General features: G+C 70.4%; 18 protein-coding genes. 6 read left to right on the top strand and 12 right to left on the bottom strand.

Annotated features, from left to right (window positions below; genetic code table 11):
• Positions 1-195 precede the first annotated feature (195 nt).
• Positions 196-1,209 (top strand): acyl-CoA desaturase, encoded by a 1,014-nt coding sequence (locus ACFWM2_RS14065; protein ID WP_383277936.1) that lies wholly within the window; start codon positions 196-198, stop codon positions 1,207-1,209.
• Positions 1,206-1,883 (top strand): TetR family transcriptional regulator, encoded by a 678-nt coding sequence (locus ACFWM2_RS14060; RefSeq protein ID WP_383277933.1) that lies wholly within the window; start codon positions 1,206-1,208, stop codon positions 1,881-1,883. The genes ACFWM2_RS14065 and ACFWM2_RS14060 overlap by 4 nt, the downstream gene beginning before the upstream one ends.
• Here the strand turns inward: ACFWM2_RS14060 and ACFWM2_RS14055 are convergent.
• On the bottom strand, positions 1,880-2,290 hold the full coding sequence (locus ACFWM2_RS14055) for a VOC family protein (RefSeq protein WP_383277930.1): 411 nt from the start codon (positions 2,288-2,290) through the stop codon (positions 1,880-1,882). The two genes, ACFWM2_RS14060 and ACFWM2_RS14055, sit on opposite strands and share 4 nt — an antisense overlap.
• Positions 2,287-3,102, bottom strand: a complete 816-nt coding sequence (locus ACFWM2_RS14050) for a trans-aconitate 2-methyltransferase (RefSeq protein WP_383277927.1) — start codon at positions 3,100-3,102, stop codon at positions 2,287-2,289. The genes ACFWM2_RS14055 and ACFWM2_RS14050 overlap by 4 nt, the downstream gene beginning before the upstream one ends.
• 107 nt (positions 3,103-3,209) lie before the next feature.
• On the opposite strand from ACFWM2_RS14050, the gene tamR reads away from it, so the two are divergent.
• On the top strand, positions 3,210-3,707 hold the full coding sequence (gene tamR, locus ACFWM2_RS14045) for a MarR family transcriptional regulator TamR (RefSeq protein WP_383277924.1): 498 nt from the start codon (positions 3,210-3,212) through the stop codon (positions 3,705-3,707).
• On the opposite strand, the gene ACFWM2_RS14040 is transcribed toward tamR, so the two are convergent.
• Positions 3,666-4,433, bottom strand: coding sequence for a LuxR C-terminal-related transcriptional regulator (locus ACFWM2_RS14040; RefSeq protein ID WP_383277921.1), 768 nt, complete (start codon positions 4,431-4,433; stop codon positions 3,666-3,668). The two genes, tamR and ACFWM2_RS14040, sit on opposite strands and share 42 nt — an antisense overlap.
• Before the next feature lie 252 nt (positions 4,434-4,685).
• Here ACFWM2_RS14040 and ACFWM2_RS14035 point away from each other — a divergent pair, with 252 nt between their 5' ends.
• Complete coding sequence (locus ACFWM2_RS14035) at positions 4,686-5,141, top strand: GNAT family N-acetyltransferase (RefSeq protein WP_383277918.1); 456 nt, start codon at positions 4,686-4,688, stop codon at positions 5,139-5,141.
• Between the two features lie 141 nt (positions 5,142-5,282).
• Here the strand turns inward: ACFWM2_RS14035 and galK are convergent, their stop codons facing one another.
• The 3 genes from galK to galT are packed head-to-tail and all read right to left on the bottom strand — an operon-like array spanning position 5,283 to position 8,458.
• Positions 5,283-6,428 (bottom strand): galactokinase, encoded by a 1,146-nt coding sequence (gene galK / locus ACFWM2_RS14030; protein ID WP_383277915.1) that lies wholly within the window; start codon positions 6,426-6,428, stop codon positions 5,283-5,285.
• A gap of 3 nt (positions 6,429-6,431) precedes the next feature.
• A complete protein-coding gene (gene galE / locus ACFWM2_RS14025) occupies positions 6,432-7,397 on the bottom strand; it encodes a UDP-glucose 4-epimerase GalE (RefSeq protein ID WP_383277912.1) in 966 nt (321 codons plus the stop codon).
• Entirely contained in the window at positions 7,394-8,458 is a 1,065-nt protein-coding gene (galT, locus tag ACFWM2_RS14020; RefSeq protein WP_383277909.1) for a galactose-1-phosphate uridylyltransferase, read from the bottom strand. Before galT ends, galE begins: the two co-directional genes overlap by 4 nt.
• A gap of 170 nt (positions 8,459-8,628) precedes the next feature.
• On the opposite strand from galT, the gene ACFWM2_RS14015 reads away from it, so the two are divergent.
• Complete coding sequence (locus ACFWM2_RS14015; RefSeq protein WP_383277906.1) at positions 8,629-10,308, top strand: sodium:solute symporter family protein; 1,680 nt, start codon at positions 8,629-8,631, stop codon at positions 10,306-10,308.
• A 21-nt stretch (positions 10,309-10,329) separates the two neighbouring features.
• Positions 10,330-10,641, top strand: a complete 312-nt coding sequence (locus tag ACFWM2_RS14010) for a hypothetical protein (RefSeq protein WP_383277903.1) — start codon at positions 10,330-10,332, stop codon at positions 10,639-10,641.
• A gap of 68 nt (positions 10,642-10,709) precedes the next feature.
• Here the strand turns inward: ACFWM2_RS14010 and ACFWM2_RS14005 are convergent, their stop codons facing one another.
• From ACFWM2_RS14005 to rsmA, 6 genes are all read right to left on the bottom strand, one after another.
• Positions 10,710-11,417, bottom strand: a complete 708-nt coding sequence (locus ACFWM2_RS14005) for a LuxR C-terminal-related transcriptional regulator (protein WP_383277900.1) — start codon at positions 11,415-11,417, stop codon at positions 10,710-10,712.
• Between the two features lie 226 nt (positions 11,418-11,643).
• Complete coding sequence (locus ACFWM2_RS14000; RefSeq protein ID WP_383277897.1) at positions 11,644-13,503, bottom strand: PQQ-binding-like beta-propeller repeat protein; 1,860 nt, start codon at positions 13,501-13,503, stop codon at positions 11,644-11,646.
• Positions 13,504-13,582: 79 nt separating this feature from the next.
• Positions 13,583-15,451 (bottom strand): PQQ-binding-like beta-propeller repeat protein, encoded by a 1,869-nt coding sequence (locus ACFWM2_RS13995; RefSeq protein WP_383277894.1) that lies wholly within the window; start codon positions 15,449-15,451, stop codon positions 13,583-13,585.
• A 188-nt stretch (positions 15,452-15,639) separates the two neighbouring features.
• The gene (locus tag ACFWM2_RS13990; RefSeq protein WP_383277891.1) at positions 15,640-17,445 is read right to left on the bottom strand and encodes an ABC-F family ATP-binding cassette domain-containing protein; all 1,806 of its coding nucleotides are present in this window, start codon (positions 17,443-17,445) and stop codon (positions 15,640-15,642) included.
• Positions 17,446-17,516: 71 nt separating this feature from the next.
• Entirely contained in the window at positions 17,517-18,416 is a 900-nt protein-coding gene (locus ACFWM2_RS13985) for a 4-(cytidine 5'-diphospho)-2-C-methyl-D-erythritol kinase (RefSeq protein ID WP_383277888.1), read from the bottom strand.
• The gene (gene rsmA / locus ACFWM2_RS13980; protein ID WP_383277885.1) at positions 18,413-19,363 is read right to left on the bottom strand and encodes a 16S rRNA (adenine(1518)-N(6)/adenine(1519)-N(6))-dimethyltransferase RsmA; all 951 of its coding nucleotides are present in this window, start codon (positions 19,361-19,363) and stop codon (positions 18,413-18,415) included. The genes ACFWM2_RS13985 and rsmA overlap by 4 nt, the downstream gene beginning before the upstream one ends.
• Between the last annotated feature and the right edge of the window lie 93 nt (positions 19,364-19,456).

Raw genomic sequence — 19,456 nt, 5'->3', positions numbered from 1 at the left:
GCTGTCCGACCGACTCCAAGGATAGGTGTCCATGCGGACGCGCAGTCTCTCGGGCTCTTGCCGCCGGCCTGCGCGCTGCCATACTTACGACGCCGTAGGTTACGGAACCGTAGGGAATCCCGTCAGCAGGCGAGGCCGCCCTGGTTCCGTACCCCGGACATCTGTCTCCACCCTCGAACCCCACAGGGGACGCCCATGACCACGAGTTCCGATGTGATCGACGACGCCCCGCAGGCGAACGACGACAACTCACTCCCCCCTGCCACGCTGGGCGGCGAGAAGAAGGGGTCGCTCGAGCAGATCGCGCTTCTCCTCTTCATCACCGTTCCGTTCCTCGCGCTTGTGGCCGCGGTGCCGCTCGCCTGGAGCTGGGGGGGAGTGAGCTGGCTCGACCTCGGCCTGCTGGTCTTCTTCTACTACCTGGGTTGCCACGGCGTCACGATCGGCTACCACCGCTACTTCACCCACGGCGCCTTCAAGGCGAAACGACCGCTGCGGATCGCGCTCGCGATCGCCGGCTCGATGGCGGTCGAGGGGCCGCTGGTCCGCTGGGTCGCCGACCACCGCAAGCACCACAAGTTCTCGGACGCGGAGGGCGACCCCCACTCGCCGTGGCGCTTCGGTGAGACGCTTCCCGCCCTGCTGAAGGGGCTGTGGTGGGCACACATCGCCTGGATGTTCGACGAGGAACGGACGCCGCAGGACAAGTACGCGCCCGATCTGGTCAAGGACCCGGTGCTGCGCGCGATCTCCCGTCAGTTCATCCTCTGGACGATGCTCTCGCTCGCTCTGCCGCCGCTGATCGGTGGTCTGGCCACGATGTCGTGGTGGGGCGCGTTCACCGGCTTCTTCTGGGGCTCACTCGTTCGCGTGGCGTTGCTGCACCACGTCACGTGGTCGATCAACTCGATCTGCCACGCGGTGGGCAAGCGGCCCTTCAAGTCGCGTGACCGTTCGGGCAACGTGTGGTGGCTGGCAGTGCTGTCGTGCGGTGAGTCCTGGCACAACCTGCACCACGCCGACCCGACGTCGGCGCGGCACGGTGTGGACCGCGGTCAGGTGGACTCCTCGGCGCGGATCATCCGCTGGTGCGAGCAGCTCGGCTGGGCCTATGACGTGCGCTGGCCGTCACGCTCGCGTATCGATTCCCGCCGCGACCAGGACGGGACCGGCGCCCGACGTGAGCCGGAATCCGCCGACGCGGCATGATTGACGCCGTGGCGACCGACTCCAGCAACACCCCGGGCAACGAGAAACCGCGGCGCACCCGCCGCACCCGTATGACCGGGGCCGAGAGACGGCAACAGCTCCTTGAGATCGGTCGCACCCTGTTCGCCGCGAAGGGCTTCGAGGGCACGTCGGTGGAGGAGATCGCGGCGAAGGCCGGGGTCTCCAAGCCGGTGGTGTACGAGCACTTCGGCGGCAAGGAGGGCCTGTACGCGGTGGTGGTGGACCGCGAGATGCGGCGGCTGCTGGACATGGTGACCAGCTCTCTGACCGCCGGCCACCCCCGGGAACTGTGCGAGCAGGCCGCGTTCGCGCTCCTCGACTACATCGAGGAGTACACGGACGGCTTCCGGATCCTGGTCCGGGACTCCCCCATCCCGCAGTCGACGGGTTCCTTCGCCTCGCTGATCTCGGACATCGCGACGCAGGTGGAGGACATCCTGGGCCGCGAGTTCAAGAACCGCGGTTTCGACTCGAAGCTGGCGCCCCTGTACGCGCAGGCCCTGGTGGGCATGGTGGCGCTCACCGGCCAGTGGTGGCTGGACGTGCGCCGCCCGAAGAAGGCCGAGGTGGCCGCCCATCTCGTCAATCTGGCCTGGCACGGCCTGGACGGCCTGGAGGCGAAACCGCGCCTGATAGGCCACCGCAAGGCCTAGCCGCTGGCCTGGGGCGCCGGTTCCTGGAGCGGCTCCAGGAATTCCAGCCGGTTGCCGACCGGGTCCTCGGAGTAGAAGCGGCGGTGGCCGGGGAGGCCGTCGTCCCAGATGGCGGGCGCGTGCCGCGCGGTGAGCCGGGCGGCGTACGCCTCGATGTCGCGCACCCGCAGCCCTGGGTGCGCCTTCTTCGCCGCCCGGAAACGACCCGTTCCGCCTTCGGCGGGGGCCGGCTCGATGCCCAGGTGCAGGTGTACGGCGCCGGCCCGGAACCAGCAGCCGCCGCGGGCGGCGAGCACGGGCGGCTTGGGGATCTCGGTCATGCCGAGGACGTCCACGTAGTAGGCGCGCAGCTCGTCCTCCGAGCCCGGGGGCGCGGCCAGTTGCACATGGTCGACGGCGATGATCATCGCGCCGGCTTGCGCGCCACGGCGAAGATGCGGCGGAAGGGGAACACCGTGCCGTGTCCGGTGGCCGGGTAGGCCTCGCGGAGCGCGGCGCGGTAGTCGGCGACGAAGGCCTCCGACTCCGTGCCCAGTTCGGTGAGGATCGGCCGCAGGCCCGTCCCTTTCACCCAGTCCAGCACCGGGTCCTCGCCCGGCAGGAGATGGAGATACGTCGTCTCCCACACGTCGGCCGCGCAGCCGAGGGCGGTCAGCTGGTCCAGGTAGACGGCGGGGGTGCGGACGGCGTCGTCGTGGCGCAGGGTCTCGCCGAGTCGGTCCTTCCAGCGGGCGGAGTGGGCGAGTTCGCGCATGAGCCGGTGACTGGGCGAGTCGAAGTTGCCGGGGACCTGGAAGGCGAAGGTGCCGCCGGGGGCGAGGCGCTCCACCCAGGCGGCGAAGGAGTCGGTGTGCCCGGGCACCCACTGCAGGGTGGCGTTGCTGATGATCAGGTCGTACGGCTCCGAGGGCACCCAGGTCCGGGCGTCGGCGGCGGCGAAGTCGAGGCGTCCGCCGCCGGCGGTGGGCCCCTCGTGGCCGGCGCGTGCCGTGGTGAGCATCTCGGGCGAGTTGTCGTAGCCGGTGATGTGCGCGGTGGGCCAGCGTTCGGCGAGCAGGGCCGTGACGTTCCCGGGACCGCAGCCCAGGTCGGCGATGCGGGCCGGTTCCCCGGGGAGCGCGGGAACGCGGGCGAGGAGGTCGGCGAAGGGGCGGGCGCGGTGGTCCGCGTGGCGCAGGTACTGACCGGGATCCCAGGTGGGGGCGGTGGAAGCGGGCATGGCGGGGCCTCCTCGACATCACTGGCTGAGGTACGTCTCCACCCTCACATCCAAAGTATCTTGACGTCAAGAGACTTCATGTCGACACAACCACTACACTGATCGTCATGGAGGACGAGGTCGATCGGCTGGTCGCAGCATGGCGCCGGGAGCGCCCTGACCTCGACGTGGAACCACTCGAAGTGCTCAGCCGGGTGAGCAGACTGGCCCGGCATCTGGACCGCGCCCGCCGGCTGGCGTTCTCCGAGCACTCCCTGGAGCCCTGGGAGTTCGACGTCCTGACCTCGCTGCGGCGCGCGGGCGCCCCGTACCAGCTCTCACCCGGACAGCTGCTCACCCAGACCCTGGTGACGTCCGGCACGATGACGAACCGCATCGACCGGCTGGCGAAGAAGGGCCTGGTCGAGCGGCTGCCCGATCCCAGTGACCGCCGTGGCGTGCTCGTCCGGCTCACCGACGAGGGCCGCGACCGCGCCGACCAGGCGCTGGCCGGCCTGCTGGACCAGGAGCGCGCGATCCTGGCGGAACTGAGCCGCGCCCAGCGGGGTGAACTGGCCGGACTGCTACGCCAGTTGACCGCCCCGTTCGACAACATCCCCGGTTAGGTCGACCGGCCCGACGCCCGCGCGGCGCGCGAGGGCGACGGCGGCCAGGGTGGAGTGCACCCCGAGCTTGCCGAGGACGTTCTGCATGTGCGTACGGACGGTGTGCGGGGAGAGGAACAGGCGCTCGGCGACGGCCTTGCGCCCCAGCCCCGCCACCATGCACCGCAGCACTTCCCGCTCCCTCGGCGTGAGGGACTCCACCAGCCGCTCGCTCTCGGTCCGGTGCTTGCGCGCGGCGGTCAGCTCCCGCAGCACCCCGGTGAGCAGGGCCGGCGGCAGATGCGTCTCGTCGCGCAGGACACCCCGTATGACGGTCAGCAGCCGGGACAGCGAACAGTCCTTGGCGACCCACCCCGAGGCACCGGCCTGCAGGGCGAGCGCGGCCCGGCGCGAATCGTCCTTCTCGGCGAGCACCACCGTGCGCACACCGGGCTGACCGGAGCGGACCCCCGCGACGAGCGAGATCCCGTCGACGAGGCCGTCCTCGTTGCTCGCCTGGACGGGTACGGCCGAGCGCATCCCGGGCACATTGCCGCCGAGGTCGGCGTCGACGAGCATCACATCGAATCTGCGGCCTTCCGCGGACGCCCGCTCCAGGCAGCGCAGCGCGGCGGGGCCGCTGCCCGCGGCGGACACGTCCACGTCGGGCTCGGCGGCCAGGGCTGCGGCGAGCGACTCTGCGAAGATGCGATGGTCGTCGACGACCAGGACTCGAATGCGAACCACTGAAACCCCCACTGTCGGAGGACGACCGAGGCAGGTACGGCGCCCGGAGCGTCCCCAAGCCCCTAGGGCCCGGGGTGGGCCGGCGCAGCCGCACGGCCGCCGCCGTGCTGGAACTGCTACCCCCACACCGGGCGTCGTACCCGACTGTCTCGCCCCCTGATCAGCACCGGCCCCCACCGGCGCTGTTCATCAGGGTAGGGCCGGGAGCGGGGAGCGGAAGGCAAATGGCAGAACTGATGGGCCGGCCCGTTTATGGTGAGCCGTATGTTTCGTATGGAGACAGGAGTCGACAAGGAGCGGCGGAATCTGCTGCACCTGCGACTGCGGGACGCCAACGTCCAGGCGTCGCCGATCCTGCGTTCGCTGCGGGGAACTCCGGCGGAGCGTGAAGTTCCGCTCCATGTCTGGGCGTTGGACGACGCCGATGCCCTTGCCGGGGGGCTGGTCGGGTACACCTGGGCCGGGTGGCTCCATGTGACGTACCTCTGGGTGGACGACCGGCACCGGGGGGCCGGTCTCGGGTCGCAGTTGCTGTCCCTGGCGGAGCGCCTCTCCCGCGAGGAGCGTGGCTGCGTCGACTCCCGCCTGGAGACGTGGGACTTCCAGGCCCCCGACTTCTACAAGAAGCAGGGCTACGAGGTGGTGTGCGTGATCCCCGACTATCCGCCGGGGATCACGGAGTACACGCTGACGAAGCGGCTGGTCTGAGCAGGCTCCTCGAACGCCGGAGGGGCTGGATCCAGCCCGTCCGGCGTTCGAGGACGAGCGCGGAGCGCGATACGGGGGTCTGAGGGCGGAGCCCCCGGGTACGGGACGGGTAGGGCCGGCGGGGGCGAAACAACCCAGGGCTCAGGACAGGCGTCGGGCCCCGCCCGAAGGGACCCCCGGGAACACCCGGGGCGCGGTGAAGCCCGCGGCGGCGAACGCCTCGGTGACCGCCTTCGTGACGGTGTCGACGTCGGCGGACTCCACGAGGACGACGGCCGAGCCGCCGAAGCCGCCGCCCGTCATCCGGGCCCCGACGGCACCCGCGGAGTTCGCGGCGGCCACCACGAGGTCCAACTCCGGGCAGGAGATCCGCAGATCGTCGCGGAGCGAGGCGTGCCCGGCGGTCAGGACGGGCCCGATGCCCCGGACGTCACCCGCGTCGAGCAGGCCGATGACCTGCTCGACCCGGTGGTCGTCGGAGACGACATGGCGCACATAGCGGCGCACGCGCTCGTCCGTGAGCCGGTCGAGCGCGTCGGACAACCCCTCGTACGCCACGTCGCGCAGATGGGAGACGCCCAGCTGCCGCGCGCCCTCCTCGCACCCCGCGCGCCGCTCCGCGTACGCCCCGTCGCCGAGGGCGTGCTTCACGCGGGTGTCGACGACCAGGAGGGCGAGGCCCTGGGCGGCCAGGTCGAAGGGCACCTGTCGGATCGACAGGTCACGGCAGTCGAGGTGCAGGGCGTGCCCCTCGGTGCAGCACGCCGACGCGGTCTGGTCCATGATCCCGCAGGGCACACCGACGAAGTCGTTCTCCGCGCGCTGGGCCAGCCGGGCCAACCGGGGCCGGGTGAGGCCCAGTTCGTAGAGGTCGTTCAGGGCGAGGGCCGTGACCACTTCGAGGGCCGCCGAGGAGGACAGGCCGGCGCCCGTCGGCACGGTGGAGGCCAGATGCACGTCCGCGCCGGTGACCGTCAGGTGCCCGGCCTCGCGCAGCGCCCACACCACACCGGCCGGGTACGCGGCCCAGCTCGTGTTGGTCAGCGGCTCCAGCGCGTCCACATGCAGCTCGACGACCGGCCCCTCGATGTCGGCCGAGTGCAGCCGCAGGACGCCGTCGTCGCGCCGGGACACCGCCGCCACCGCGGTGTGCGGCAGCGCGAGCGGCATCACGAACCCCTCGTTGAAGTCCGTGTACTCGCCGATCAGATTGACCCGGCCGGGAGCGGCCCAGACACCTTCCGGCACGCTCCCGTACAGCTCCTCGAACCCTTCGCGAACCCCCACCGGCTACTCCTCCGAGATGTTCTGCGCGAACGCCCACGCGTCCGCGACGATCCCCGCGAGGTCCGCGCGGGACGGGTTCCAGCCGAGTCGCTCGCGCGCGGTGGCGGCCGAGGCGACCAGGACGGCCGGGTCGCCGCCGCGGCGCGGGGCCACGACTTCGGGGATCGGGTGCCCGGTGACCTGGCGGACGGTCTCGATGACCTCGCGGACCGAGAAGCCGTTGCCGTTGCCGAGGTTGCAGATCAGGTGCTCGCCCGAGGTGGCCGCGTCCAGCGCCAGCAGGTGCGCCTCGGCGAGGTCGGCGACGTGGATGTAGTCGCGGATGCAGGTGCCGTCCGGCGTCGGGTAGTCGTCGCCGAAGACGGAGATCGCCTCGCGGCGGCCCTGGGCGACCTGGAGGACCAGCGGGATGAGGTGCGACTCGGGGTCGTGCCGCTCGCCGCTGCTGCCGTACGCGCCCGCCACGTTGAAGTAGCGCAGGGACACCGCGCCGAGCCCGTGCGCGGCCGCCTCACCGCTGATCATGTGGTCGACGGCCAGCTTGGAGGCGCCGTACGGCGAGGTCGGGGCGGTCGGGTCGGTCTCGGTGATCGGCGTGTTCACCGGCTCGCCGTAGGTGGCGGCCGTGGAGGAGAAGACCAGCCTGCGTACGCCGGACTCGCGCATCGCCGCGAGCAGCGCCATCGTGCCGCCGACGTTGTTGGCCCAGTACTTCTCGGGCTTCACGACGGACTCGCCGACCTGCGAGAACGCGGCGAAGTGCAGGACGGCGTCGTACGAGGAGTCCAGCCACTTGGCGGCATCGCGGATGTCGCCCTCGATGAACGAGGCCCCCGCCGGGACGCCCTCGCGGAAGCCGGTGGAGAGGTTGTCGAGGACGGTGACATCGTGGCCCGCCTCCACCAGGTGCCGCGCGACCACGCTGCCCACATAGCCCGCGCCGCCGGTGACCAGGTACTTCCCACTCATGAACTCGCTACCTCTCGCAGTCGCTGGGCCGCGGTCTCCGGCGGCACGTCGTTGATGAACACGCTCATGCCGGACTCGGAACCCGCGAGAAACTTCAGCTTGCCGGAAGTGCGGCGAATGGTGAAAAGCTCGAGGTGGAGCGCGAAGTCGTCCCGGCTGATGCCGTCGAACCCCTCCAGCGCACCGAACGGCGCCTGATGCCAGGCGGCGATGTACGGCGTCGCCGGTTCACCCTCGCCGAAGATCCGGTCGAAGCGCCTCAAGAGTTCCAGATAGACCTGGGGAAACTCTGTGCGTGCGCCCTCGTCGAGGCCCAGCAGGTCCGGCACCCGGCGGCGCGGGTAGAGGTGCACCTCGTAGGGCCAGTGCGCCGCGTACGGCACGAAGGCCACCCAGTGCTCACTCGTCAGGACGAGCCGGGAGCCGTCCGCGAGTTCCCGCGCGACGACCTCGTCGAAGAGGTTCTCTCCGCCGGTCGCCTCCTTATGAGTTGCCAGTGAACGCAGCATCAGCGCCGTACGCGGAGTGGTGAACGGGTAGGCGTAGATCTGACCGTGCGGATGACCGAGGGTCACCCCGATCTCGGCGCCGCGGTTCTCGAAGCAGAAGACCTGCTCGACGGAGGGCAGATGGGACAGCTCGGCGGTGCGGTCCGTCCACGCGTCCAGGACCAGGCCCGCCTGCTCCTCGGTGAGGTCGGCGAAGGCCGCGTCGTGGTCGGAGGTGAAGCAGACGACCTCGCAGCGGCCGGAGTCGCCGGCCAGCGAGGGGAAGCGGTTCTCGAAGACCACGACGTCGTACGAGGAGTCGGGGATCTCGCTGAGCCTCTCGCCCTGGGACGGGCACAGGGGGCATTCGTCGGCCGGCGGATGGTACGTGCGGCCCTGGCGGTGCGAGGCGATCGCGACCGAGTCGCCGAGCAGCGGATCGCGCCGGATCTCCGAGGTGGTGACGGTCGGGTCGAGCGGACGCCGGTCGGCCGCGTCGCGGACGGTGTCGTCCCGTGAGTCGTAGTAGATGAGCTCACGACCGTCGGCCAGCCGGGTCGAGGTCTTCTTCACTGTGGGACTCCCCATCGGCACCCATCAAACAGAACCGAACACAACAAACCACAAGACACCACGGACGTCAACATCACAATCAAACAAAGAACATCACCCTAAGTGTTCATTTTCTAAAGATGGAGGCGTAGGTTCCGGTCGGATACGTTCACGCAACGAAGCGAGCTCCTATGCAGTCCCCCACTTATCTGGCCGAAGGGCTCCGTCTCCCGACGAACGGACTCGACTACACGATCCTGGCGATCTACTTCGTCGTCGTCCTGGGCATCGGTTTCGCGGCCCGCCGCTCGGTGAAGACCAGCCTCGACTTCTTCCTCTCCGGGCGCTCCCTGCCCGCCTGGGTCACCGGCCTCGCGTTCATCGCGGCCAACCTGGGCGCCACCGAGATCCTGGGCATGGCGGCGACCGGCGCGCAGTACGGCGTCGCGGTCGTCCACTGGTACTGGATCGGCGCCATCCCGGCCATGGTCTTCCTCGGCCTGGTGATGATGCCGTTCTACTACGGCTCCAAGGTCCGTTCGGTGCCGGAGTTCCTGCTGCAGCGCTTCGACAAGTCCGCGCATCTGCTGAGCTCGGTCCTGTTCGCCTTCGCCGCGGTGCTCATCGCCGGCGTCAACCTGTACGCCCTGGCGATCGTCGTGGAGGCGCTGCTCGGCTGGCCGCAGTGGGTTGCCATCGTGGTCGCCGGCTTCCTGGTGCTCGCGTACATCACGGTCGGCGGTCTGTCCTCGGCGATCTACAACGAAGTACTCCAGTTCTTCGTCATCCTCGCCGCGCTCATCCCGATCACCATCCTCGGCCTGAAGAAGGTCGGCGGCTGGGACGGTCTGAGCGACTCGCTGACCAAGAGTCACGGCGACAACTTCCTGTCGGCGTGGGCCGGAACGGGCATCGGTCACGCGAACCCGCTCGGCGCGAACTGGCTGACGATCATCCTCGGCCTCGGCTTCGTGCTCTCCTTCGGCTACTGGACGACCAACTTCGCCGAGGTGCAGCGCGCGCTGTCCGCGAAGAACCTCTCGGCCGCCCAGCGCACCCCGCTGATCGCCGCCTTCCCGAAGATCTTCATCGTCTTCCTGGTGATGATCCCGGGCCTGGTGGCCGCGGTGCTGGTCCCCAAGATCGGCACCAGCGGATCGAGCCTCCAGTACAACGAGGCGATCCCGTACCTGATGCAGGAGTTGCTGCCCAACGGTGTGCTGGGCATCGCGGTGACGGGTCTGCTCGCGGCCTTCATGGCGGGCATGGCCGCCAACGTGTCGTCCTTCAACACCGTGTTCACCACGGACATCTGGCAGCGGTACGTGGTCAAGGACCGCGAGGACGGCTACTACGTGAAGTTCGGCCGGATGATCACCGCGGTCGGTGTGCTGGCGTCGATCGGCACGGCCTTCATCGCGTCCAGCTTCTCGAACATCATGAGCTACCTCCAGACGCTCTTCTCCTTCTTCAACGTGCCGATGTTCGTGGTCTTCATCATCGGCATGTTCTGGAAGCGCGCTTCGATGAAGTCCGGTGTCTGGGGCCTGTTCGCGGGCACCACGGCCGCGATGGTCAACTACTTCTGGATCTACAAGCAGGGCGTCATCAGCATCCCCAGCGACCAGGGCGCCAACTTCGTCTCGGCGATCGTCGGGTTCGTCGCCGGCGCGGTCGTGATGGTCGCCGTCACCCTGTTCACGGCCCCGAAGCCGGAGGCCGAACTGGCCGGTCTGGTCTACGGAACGACGTCCCCGGGCATGGCGGAGCCGCCCGCCACCGGCGACGACGCCTGGTACCGCAGGCCGTCGCTGCTCGGCTGGGGCGCGGTCGTCCTGGCGGCCCTCTGCTACATCCCGTATTCCTTCTGACCGATCGGAGGCAGACACCCCATGTCCGAACTGCAACGCGAAGTCTCCGAACTGGAGAGCAAGTCCACCACCGCCGCCCGTCTCTTCGACATCCGGCGGATCATCGGCGGCCTGTTCGTCGTCTACGGCATCATCGTCACGATCGCCGGGATCAACCCGTCCGACGCCGACCTGAAGAAGGCGCAGGACGTCAACATCAACCTCTGGACGGGCCTCGCCATGCTCGCCCTGGGGCTGTTCTTCCTGGTCTGGCTGAAGCTGCGCCCCGTGGTGACGCCGCCCGTCACGCCCGACGAGGAGCCCTCCTCGCCCGACGAGGAGCCCTCGAAGTAACACCCGTGCACGGGGCCGGAGTTCCACCTCGGAACTCCGGCCCCGCACGCGTGGCACCAACAGCCCCCTCAGCGCAGGCCCGGCTCCTCCGTGCTGTTGAGCGAGGTCGGCACGGGCCCGGCCCGGTCGAGCAGACCCGTACGCGCGGCGAGCGCCGCCGCCTCCAGGCGGGACCCCACCCCGAGCTTCATCAGGACCCGCTGGACATGGGTGCGCGCGGTGCTGGGCGCGATGCCCATGCCCGCCGCGATGAGCCGGGTGTCCTCACCGTCGGCCACTCTCACCAGCACCTCCACCTCGCGGGGCGTGAGCATCTGGAGCAGCCGCTGGCCCTCGTCGTCGGGCTGGGCGGCCGGGTTGAGCAGTTCGCTGAAGGCGCCCTGCAGCAACTGCGGTGCCACGGCGGCCTCCCCGGCCCTGGCCTTCATGATCGCGCGCTCCACGCCCTCGATGCGCTCGTCGTGCCGTACGTAACCGGAGGCACCGGCGGCGAAGGCGGCGGCGATTCCCCGCGGATTGGGCACCGGGCCCAGGACCAGGACCGCCACCTGCGGCCGCTCCTTCTTGATCTTCACCACCGGGTCGAAGATTCCCGGCTCGTCCGGCGTGGCCGTGCCGATCAGGCACACCTCGGGTGCCCGTGTGATCACCAGCTCCGCCGCCCCCGCCGCGGGCGCGGCCGCCGCGAGCACCCGGTGCCCGCGCAGCTTCAACGCCGAGGCGAGTGCCTCGGCGAGCAGTCGGTGGTCGTCGACCACCATGAGCCGAACCCCCATCGAGCAACCCCCCAGTCCCCCTGAGCATCCCCACTGGTTCCCCGTGGTAGGAGCCCCCCGGCTCTCCATCCCCCGGAAGCTACACGCTTGTTCGACGTTGCGCTTCCCCTACCGGAGAGAAGTGCCCGGAATATCGAAATCCCTACCATTCGCGAATGATGGGGGGTACGCGCACGGCCCCGCCCCTGAGCAGGGGCGGGGCCGTCGGCCGAGGTGCGGGCGCCGGTTACTTGGCGCCGAAACCAAGCGCCGTGTATTCCTTCTCGTCCGCGGAGTACGGCTTGCTGACGAGTTCCTTGCCCATGAAGAGCCGGCCGTCCGTGTAGAGCAGCTCGGCGGACTCCGGGACCATACCGCTGATCGCCTTCAGGACCGTCTCGGACGAGGGGGTCTCCAGGAGCTCGCTCGCCTTCAGCGACGCGCCGTTGACGGAGACGACCTGGGCCCCCTTGTCGTACGGGCCGTCCTTGTACGCGATGACGTTGCCGCCGTCCATGCGCATCGGGAAGATCGTGTAGCCGTCACCCGCGTCGATCTTGTCCCCGGTGGTCTTCCCGGTGGCCAGCGAGAAGGAGATGATCTCGTTGGTCTGGCTGTACTGGGCCGTGCCGTCGTGCTCCTTGGTCGGGACGTAGAGCTTGTCGTTGCCGACCGTGATCCCCTTGCAGTCGTGGACCTTGCCGACGCCGCAGTCGTGCTCGTACTTGCCGTCCGCCAGCGTGATCTTGGTGCGCAGCTTGCCGCTGCCGTCGAGCGAGAAGACGTCCGTGACACCGGACGCGGTGATCTCGCCGGCGTCCACACCGAAGACCACCGGCTTGGTGGAGATCACCTTGGCGTTGTCGATGCCGGCGGGGACCTTGTACGTCCACTTGACGCTGCCGGTCTTCGGGTCGAGCAGCTGCACCTGGTACTTCTCGTCGCCGTAGTCGCCGCACTTGCGGACCGCGACGAGCTGGTCGCCGCCCGCGTAGCCGACGTCCTCGCAGGAGCCGACCTTCGGCTGCCACAGCACCTTGCCGCTCCTGGCGTCGAAGGCGGCGCCGCCGGAGTAGCCGCCGCCGACCGCGACGGTGCTGCCGCTGATGGTGATCTCGCCGAACGCGACCTTCGAGCCGCTGATGTCGACGCTCTTCGTCCACAGCTTCTTGCCGGTGCTCGCCTCGAAGGCGGTCACCTGGGTGCAGGACTGGTGGTCGCCCTTGCTGTTGCGCTTGGCCGCCTCCGTGACGACCGCGGCGACACCGTCCTCGGTGATCTCGGGCGAGCCCGCGCAGGTCTGGCCGGCCAGCGGGAGCGTCCACTTCGCGGAGCCGCTGTCGGGGTCGTAGCCCACGATCTTGTTGACGCCGGCCTTGGCGTAGACCGAGTCGGTGAGCCAGGAGCCCACGACGCTGTCGATCTGGTTCTTGTCCTTGACCTCGGGCGCCGGCACCTGGAAGAGGACCTCGGCGCTCGGGTCGCCCGGCGCCTTCTCCTTGGCGCCGCCGGAGGTGCCGGTGTCGCCGCCCTTGTCCTCGTCGCCGTCGGAGCCGCCGCTGGGGTTGCCCGGACCCGCGGAGGTGTCCTTGCTGTTGTCGTCCTTGCCGGAGGAGGACGCGTACCAGATCCCGCCGCCGACGATGAGGGCGATGGCCACCACGGACGCGACGATGATGAGCAGCTGCGGACTGACCTTACGGCCGCCGCCCTGGGGCACCTGCGGCTGCATCGGGTAGGTCTGTGGCTGCGGGTAGCCGTAGGGCTGCTGGGGCTGCTGGCCCGGGTAGCCGTAGCCGGGCTGACCGGGCGGCGCCGGCTGCGGGGGCTGAGGCGCCTGCGGATAGCCGTAACCCGGGCCCTGCGCCGGCTGCGGGGGCGGGGGTGCCTGCGGATAGCCGTAACCCGGGCCCTGCGGCGGCTGCGGGGGCGGGCCCTGCGGCGGGGCCGGCGGGGGCGCCTGCGGAGGCTGCGGCGCCTGCGGATAGCCGTAACCGGGGCCCTGCGGGGGCTGGGGGGCGCCGAAACCGCCCGGGGGCGGGGGCTGGGGGGCGCCGAAACCGCCCGGCGGGGGCTGGTTGGGCGGCGGGGGCGGCGGCTGGCTCATGACGTGTCTACCTCGGAATGCTCGGAGTGCGCGGGGCGCGAAGGGACGGTCGGGAGGATCGATTGCCGTTGGCCGGCGGTCACTTGCCGTAGGCCAGCATCAACTTCTCCTTCGATTCGTCATTGCCCGTCAGCCGGGTCGTGGAGATGTAGAAACGCCCGTCCACGTAGTCGATCGCCCTCGAGAAGAAACTGTTCTCGATGTCGGCGGCCCCCTGCGGGTTCTGCAGCAGCTTCGTCGCCTTGTGGCCGCTGCCGCCGGTCGGGATGGAGACGATCTCGCCACCCGCGTCGTACGACGGCTCGACGTACGCGACGAGGTTGCCGCCGTCCAGCTTCAGCGGCAGCATCGTCTGGTCCGTCGGCGACTTGGTGCGCCACTTCTCCTTGCCGGTCTCCAGGTTGATCGCGACGATCTCGTTGGGACCGCTCTTCGCCTCGGTCGGCAGATAGAGGGTGTTGGCGTCGGCCGCGACACCGGTGCAGCCCTGGAGGTCACGGGCCAGGATCGCCCAGCCGCACTCCGGCGCGAACGACTCGTCGATGTCGACCTGCGAGCGGATCGTCCCGTTGCTCTTCAGCGTGGAGATGTTCCACTGCTTCTTGTCCTCGTTGGTGAGGTAGAGGACGACGGGGTCGACGGAGTACGTACGGGCGACCTGCCAGCCCTTGGCGACCTTCTGGGTCCACCTGACCTTGCCCGTCTTCGGGTCGAGCTCCTGCACCTCGTCGTGCTCGTTCGAGGTGCTGGCGCCGCAGGACGCGACGGAGACCAGCTTGCTGCCGCCGGCGAACGCGGTGGGGAAGCAGGCCGAGCCGTACTTCTCCTTGTCCCACAGCTTCTTGCCGGTGCCGGCGTCGTACGCGGTGCCGGACTGCGAACGGCCCACCATCAGGGTGTCGCCGGTGAGGGTCAGCTCGATCGAGAGGGCGCTGTCGAACAGGCCGCCGTCGGCGACCTTCGCGGTCCAGCCCTTCTTGCCGGTGGCGAGGTCGATCTGCTGGAGCTGGTTGCACTTGGCGCTGTCGCTGCTGCCGCTCTTGTACGCGACGACGATCTTGTCGTCGGACGTCTTCTGCGGGGTGGCCGCACAGATCTTCTGCGCGAACGAGACCGGGTTCCACGTGGGCTTGCCGTCACCGACGTTGTAGGCGAAGAGCTGCTTGTACGCCGCCTTCACCGCGGTCTTGTCGGTGATCCACATGCCGGCCGCGTCGGCGCCGGAACCGGGCGCGTCGGGCGCCTCCTTGTACCAGAGGACCTTCGCCTCGCCGGGCTTGCGGCCCTCGTTGAGGTTGTCCGGGTCCGCACCTCCGTCGCCGCTGCCGTCACCCTCGTTGACCGGGGTGGACGCGGACGGCTTGGCGTCCTGGCTCTTGTCGGCGGTCGGCTTCTTGTCGTCGTCGCCACCGCTCGTGACGGCGAACACCGTGCCGCCGATGACGAGCAGCGCGGCGACCGCGGCACCGATGATCACCGCGGGCCTGCCCTTGAAGGGGTTCCTGGACCCGCCGCCGGGCGGCGGGGTGCCCGGACCACCGGGGTACTGGGCCTGCGGATAGCCGTAACCGGCCTGCGGAGGCTGCCCGTAGGGACCGGGCTGGCCGTACGGGCCCGGCTGCTGGGGCTGGCCGTAGGGGCCGGGCTGCTGGGCGTACTGGCCCGGCGGGGAGTACGGACCCGGCTGGGCGTACGGGCCGGGCTGCTGCGGGTATCCGTAACCGGGCTGCGGAGGTCCGGCCGGCGGGGTCCCCGGAGCGCCGGCGGGCGGCCCCTGCGGGGGCGGCGGCGCCTGAGGCGGCTGCGCGGGCGGCGGAGGCGTCGCTCCCTGCCGCGGATCCTGCGGCGGGTTCTGGCCCGGGTCCTGCGGCCCCCCGAAGGACTGCGTCGGCTGGTCGTGCGGTGCTCCGAAGCCGCCCTGAGGCGGCTGGTTGGGCGGCTGAGTCATCAGCGCTCCCCCTCTGTCACTGATTTTTAGCCACCCACGGTCACGCTGGAGTGGTTCTCAGACTGTTCTCAGACGGCTCTTTCTATCACTGAGCCGGCCTCGAACAGAGGGCCGGTCCTTCCCCTGTTCCCAAGGGAGAACCGGCCCGTGATGCCGCCGTTACGCGCCTTCACGCGTCCTTCACTCCGTCACGCGTCTTCGGCGAGCTCCAGCCAGCGCAGTTCCAGCTCCTCGCGCTCCCCGGTCAACTGCCGCAGCTCGGCATCCAGTTTGGCCACCTTCCCGAAGTCCGTTGCGTTGTCGGCGATTTGGGAGTGCAGCCTGGCCTCCTTCTCGGAGACCTTGTCCAGCTGCCGCTCGATCTTCTGCAGCTCCTTCTTGGCGACGCGGGCGTCGGCGGCCGAACCGGACTTCGCGGGGGCCGGTGCGGCGGCGAGGACGGCGGCCGCGGCGGCCTCCTCCATACGGTGCCGGCGCTCCAGGTACTCGTCGATGCCGCGCGGCAGCATCCGCAGCGTGGCGTCGCCGAGCAGCGCGAACACCTTGTCGGTGGTCCGCTCGATGAAGAACCGGTCGTGGGAGATCACCACCATCGACCCGGGCCACCCGTCGAGCACGTCCTCCAGCTGCGTCAGCGTCTCGATGTCGAGGTCGTTCGTGGGCTCGTCGAGGAAGAGCACGTTCGGCTCGTCCATCAGCAGCCGCAGCAGCTGCAGCCGCCGCCGCTCACCACCGCTCAGGTCCCCGACCGGCGTCCACTGCTTCTCCTTGTTGAAGCCGAACGTCTCGCAGAGCTGGCCGGCGGTCAGCTCGCGACCCGTGCCGAGGTCGACCCGGTCGCGCACGGCCTGGACGGCCTGCAACACCCGCCAGGTCGGGTCGAGTTCGGCGACCTCCTGGGACAGATAGGCGAGCTTGACGGTCTTGCCCGTCACGATCCGGCCGGCCGCGGGCTGGGTGTCCCCGTCGCTGCGCGCGGCCTCGGTCATGGCGCGCAGGAGCGAGGTCTTGCCGGCGCCGTTCACCCCGACCAGGCCGACCCGGTCGCCCGGGCCGAGCTGCCAGGTCAGATGCTTGAGCAGCACCTTGGGTCCGGCCTGGACGGTCACGTCCTTGAGATCGAACACGGTCTTGCCGAGGCGGGACGAGGCGAACTTCATCAGCTCGCTGGTGTCCCGCGGCGGCGGCACGTCCGCGATCAGCTCGTTGGCGGCCTCCACCCGGAAGCGCGGCTTGGACGTACGGGCGGGAGCGCCGCGGCGCAGCCAGGCCAGCTCCTTGCGGACCAGGTTCTGCCGCTTGACCTCCTCGGTGGCGGCGATCCGCTCCCGCTCCGCCCGCGCGAAGACGTAGTCGGAGTAGCCGCCCTCGTACTCGTACACGTCGCCCTTCTGCACGTCCCACATGCGGGTGCAGACCTGGTCGAGGAACCACCGGTCGTGGGTGACGCAGACCAGTGCGGACCGCCGCTCGCGCAGGTGCTGGGCGAGCCAGGCGATGCCCTCCACGTCCAGATGGTTGGTGGGCTCGTCCAGGATGATCAGGTCCTGCTCCTCGATGAGCAGCTTGGCCAGCGCGATGCGCCGCCGCTCGCCGCCGGAGAGCGGCCCGATCACCGTGTCCAGGCCCTGCGGGAACCCGGGCAGGTCGAGACCGCCGAACAGGCCGGTGAGTACGTCCCTGATCTTCGCGTTGCCGGCCCACTCGTGGTCGGCCAGGTCCCGGATGACCTCGTGCCGGACGGTGGCCTCGGGGTCGAGCGAGTCGTACTGGGTCAGCACCCCGAGGTGCAGGCCGCCGGAGTGCGTGACCCGTCCGGTGTCGGCCTCCTCCAGCTTGGCGAGCATCCGGATGAGGGTGGTCTTCCCGTCGCCGTTGCGGCCGACCACACCGATCCTGTCCCCTTCGGACACGCCGAGGGAGACCCCGTCAAGCAGGGCACGAGTGCCGTACACCTTGCTGACGGACTCGGCATTGACCAGGTTGACGGCCATTTCTCTCCTGAACGAGGGGGACGATCGACCCTCCAGGGTAGTCCGCGCCCGCCGTCGCGCCCGCCGCGGTCTCAGCGCAGGGTCGCGCCGGGGGCGGGGCCCTCGGTGATCCGTACCGCGCGGCAGGTCCCGGAGGTGCGCAGGGCTTCGGCGACCGCCCCGGCGGACTCCGCGTCGCGCGCGAGGAAGGCCGTGGTCGGGCCCGAGCCGGAGACCAGTGCGGCGAGGGCGCCCGCGGAGCGTCCGGCGGCGAGGGTGTCGGACAGCGCGGGGAACAGGGACAGCGCCGCGGGCTGGAGGTCGTTGGAGACGGCGGCCGCGAGAGCCGTCGCGTCCCCCTTCGCCAGTGCGTCGAGCAGCTCCTGCGAGGCGACCGGCTCGGGGACGGCGAGGCCCGCGGTGAGGCGGTCGAACTCCCCGTACACGGCCGGGGTCGACAGTCCGCCGTCGGCGACCGCGAAGACCCAGTGGAAGCTGCCGCCGACCTCCAGGGGCCGCAGCCGCTCGCCCCGGCCGGTCCCCAGCGCCGCCCCGCCCACCAGGCTGAACGGCACATCGCTGCCCAACTCGGCGCAGATGGCGAGGAGTTCGTCGCGCGGGGCGTTCGTGCCCCACAGCGCGTCGCAGGCGACCAGCGCGCCGGCCGCGTCCGCGCTGCCTCCCGCCATGCCGCCCGCGACGGGAATGTCCTTGGCGATGTGGAGATGGACGTCGGGTGCGAGGCCGTACCGCTCGGCGAGCGCGAGTGCCGCGCGGGCCGCCAGGTTCGTCCGGTCCAGGGGCACCTGTGCGGCGTCCGGTCCGGCGCAGGTGATCCGCAGCTCGTCCGCCGGCGTCGCGGTCACCTCGTCGTAGAGACCGACGGCGAGAAAGACATTGGCCAAGTCATGGAAGCCGTCGGGGCGGGCGGCGCCCACCGCGAGCTGGACGTTGACCTTGGCCGGGACGCGTACCGTCACCGTCGCCGTCACGACTGACCGCTCTCCTTGTGCTCGGAACTCTCGTTGTGCTCGGAACTCTCGGAATCCTGGGGATTCTCGGTGCGCGCGGGGCTCGCGGTGACGCGGTTCTCGGCGATCCGGGTGAACTCCTCGACCGTCAGGGACTCCCCGCGGGCCTGCGGCGAGACGCCGGCGGCGACGAGCGCGGCCTCGGCGGCCGCGGCCGACCCGGCCCAGCCCGCGAGGGCCGCCCGCAGCGTCTTCCTGCGCTGGGCGAACGCGGCGTCGACGGCGGCGAAGACCTCACGCCGGGTCGCCGTGGTCTTCAGGGGCTCCGCGCGCCGCACCAGCGAGACGAGCCCGCTGTCGACGTTGGGCGCGGGCCAGAAGACGTTCCGCCCGATGGATCCGGCGCGCTTCACCTCGGCGTACCAGTTGGCCTTCACGGACGGCACGCCGTACACCTTCGAGCCGGGCGGGGCGGCGAGCCGGTCGGCGACCTCGGCCTGCACCATCACGAGCGTCCGTTCGATGGACGGGAAGGTCTCCAGCATGTGCAGCAGCACGGGCACGGCGACGTTGTACGGGAGGTTGGCGACCAGTGCGGTGGGCGCGGGGCCCGGCAGTTCGGCCACCTGCATCGCGTCGGAGTGCACCAGCGTGAACCGCTCCGCCCGCTCCGGCATGCGCGCGGTGATGGTCGCGGGGAGCGCCCCGGCGAGCACGTCGTCGATCTCCACGGCGACCACCCGGTCGGCCGCCTCCAGCAGGCCCAGGGTCAGCGAGCCGAGCCCCGGCCCCACCTCGACGACCACGTCGTCGGGCCGCACGCCGGCGGTCCGCACGATGCGCCGGACGGTGTTCGCGTCGATCACGAAGTTCTGGCCGCGCTGCTTGGTGGGCCGTACGCCGAGGGCACCCGCGAGTTCGCGGATGTCGGCGGGGCCCAGGAGGGCGTCGGAGGTGGGGCTGGTCACGCACCAAGGGTACGGGGGCGAGAGGGCAGGTCTCCGCCCCGGCAGGGAGACAGCCGGCCCCTCCGGCGTTCGAGGAGCCGGGGGTACGGGGCC

It is taken from the genome of Streptomyces sp. NPDC058371 (assembly GCF_042723265.1).
Taxonomy (GTDB): domain Bacteria; phylum Actinomycetota; class Actinomycetes; order Streptomycetales; family Streptomycetaceae; genus Streptomyces.
This window is presented reverse-complemented; position numbering and strand designations above follow the sequence as displayed.

Bases quoted from the DNA above. Each gene is read 5' to 3' on its own strand.
- ACFWM2_RS14000 (WP_383277897.1), bottom strand. From the start codon at position 13,503: ATGAGCCAGCCGCCGCCCCCGCCGCCCAACCAGCCCCCGCCGGGCGGT.
- ACFWM2_RS14015 (WP_383277906.1), top strand. From the start codon at position 8,629: ATGCAGTCCCCCACTTATCTGGCCGAAGGGCTCCGTCTCCCGACGAAC.
- galE (WP_383277912.1), bottom strand. From the start codon at position 7,397: ATGAGTGGGAAGTACCTGGTCACCGGCGGCGCGGGCTATGTGGGCAGC.
- ACFWM2_RS14010 (WP_383277903.1), top strand. From the start codon at position 10,330: ATGTCCGAACTGCAACGCGAAGTCTCCGAACTGGAGAGCAAGTCCACC.
- ACFWM2_RS14050 (WP_383277927.1), bottom strand. From the start codon at position 3,102: ATGCCCGCTTCCACCGCCCCCACCTGGGATCCCGGTCAGTACCTGCGC.
- ACFWM2_RS14065 (WP_383277936.1), top strand. From the start codon at position 196: ATGACCACGAGTTCCGATGTGATCGACGACGCCCCGCAGGCGAACGAC.
- ACFWM2_RS14035 (WP_383277918.1), top strand. From the start codon at position 4,686: ATGGTGAGCCGTATGTTTCGTATGGAGACAGGAGTCGACAAGGAGCGG.
- ACFWM2_RS14055 (WP_383277930.1), bottom strand. From the start codon at position 2,290: ATGATCATCGCCGTCGACCATGTGCAACTGGCCGCGCCCCCGGGCTCG.
- ACFWM2_RS14005 (WP_383277900.1), bottom strand. From the start codon at position 11,417: ATGGGGGTTCGGCTCATGGTGGTCGACGACCACCGACTGCTCGCCGAG.
- ACFWM2_RS13995 (WP_383277894.1), bottom strand. From the start codon at position 15,451: ATGACTCAGCCGCCCAACCAGCCGCCTCAGGGCGGCTTCGGAGCACCG.
- tamR (WP_383277924.1), top strand. From the start codon at position 3,210: ATGGAGGACGAGGTCGATCGGCTGGTCGCAGCATGGCGCCGGGAGCGC.
- ACFWM2_RS14060 (WP_383277933.1), top strand. From the start codon at position 1,206: ATGATTGACGCCGTGGCGACCGACTCCAGCAACACCCCGGGCAACGAG.
- ACFWM2_RS13990 (WP_383277891.1), bottom strand. From the start codon at position 17,445: ATGGCCGTCAACCTGGTCAATGCCGAGTCCGTCAGCAAGGTGTACGGC.